The organism is Acidimicrobiia bacterium (assembly GCA_029210695.1).
Lineage (GTDB): Bacteria > Actinomycetota > Acidimicrobiia > Spongiisociales > JAHEDJ01 > JAHEDJ01.
Window position 1 is genome coordinate 1 of the sequence record JARGFH010000180.1, and the last position, 503, is coordinate 503.

A 503-nucleotide genomic window follows, 5' to 3' on the forward strand; every position below is an offset into this window, starting at 1 on the left:
AACCGAACTCGTGATCCTCAGCTGTCTTGAGCCGGATCCGGATTACGGCCTGTACGACCTCGAGACGGGCGAGCGTCTCCCGGATGAGCCATCGGTTCATGAGGGACAACGTGATCTCGAATCAGCGGTGATGCTTTACGAGGACGGCGAGTGGAAAGTGTCTGATTTTCAAGGGCAGGTGGATTTCGCATGCGAGTTCGCACCAACGCAACGAGGGTTGCCCTCGGTCTGATCGTCGCCCTGGCCACGGTTGTGCCAGCGGTGACGCTGTCTGTCACGCCGGCCCTCGCCCATCACTGCTCGGGAGAGGGCCGCATCGATCAGAGGGGCGGAGATGTGGTGGGTGAGTGTCACGGGCAGACGCCGGGTCAACCGGGTGGGGGGACTGTCCATGAGACCTGGGACATCTATTGCGCGGCTGCGGTTGGTGAGTACCGGGAGGGGGATGCTGTCGAGTTCGAGGCGATGGATCAGCTCAGTGCGGGGGATGTTGAGAATCTGGG

General features: G+C 61.8%; 1 protein-coding gene. It reads left to right on the top strand.

Features of this window, described 5'->3' with window-relative positions:
• Positions 1–189: 189 nt before the first annotated feature.
• The coding region (locus tag P1T08_18985; GenBank protein ID MDF1598155.1) for a hypothetical protein at positions 190–503 on the top strand (314 nt) is incomplete at its 3' end.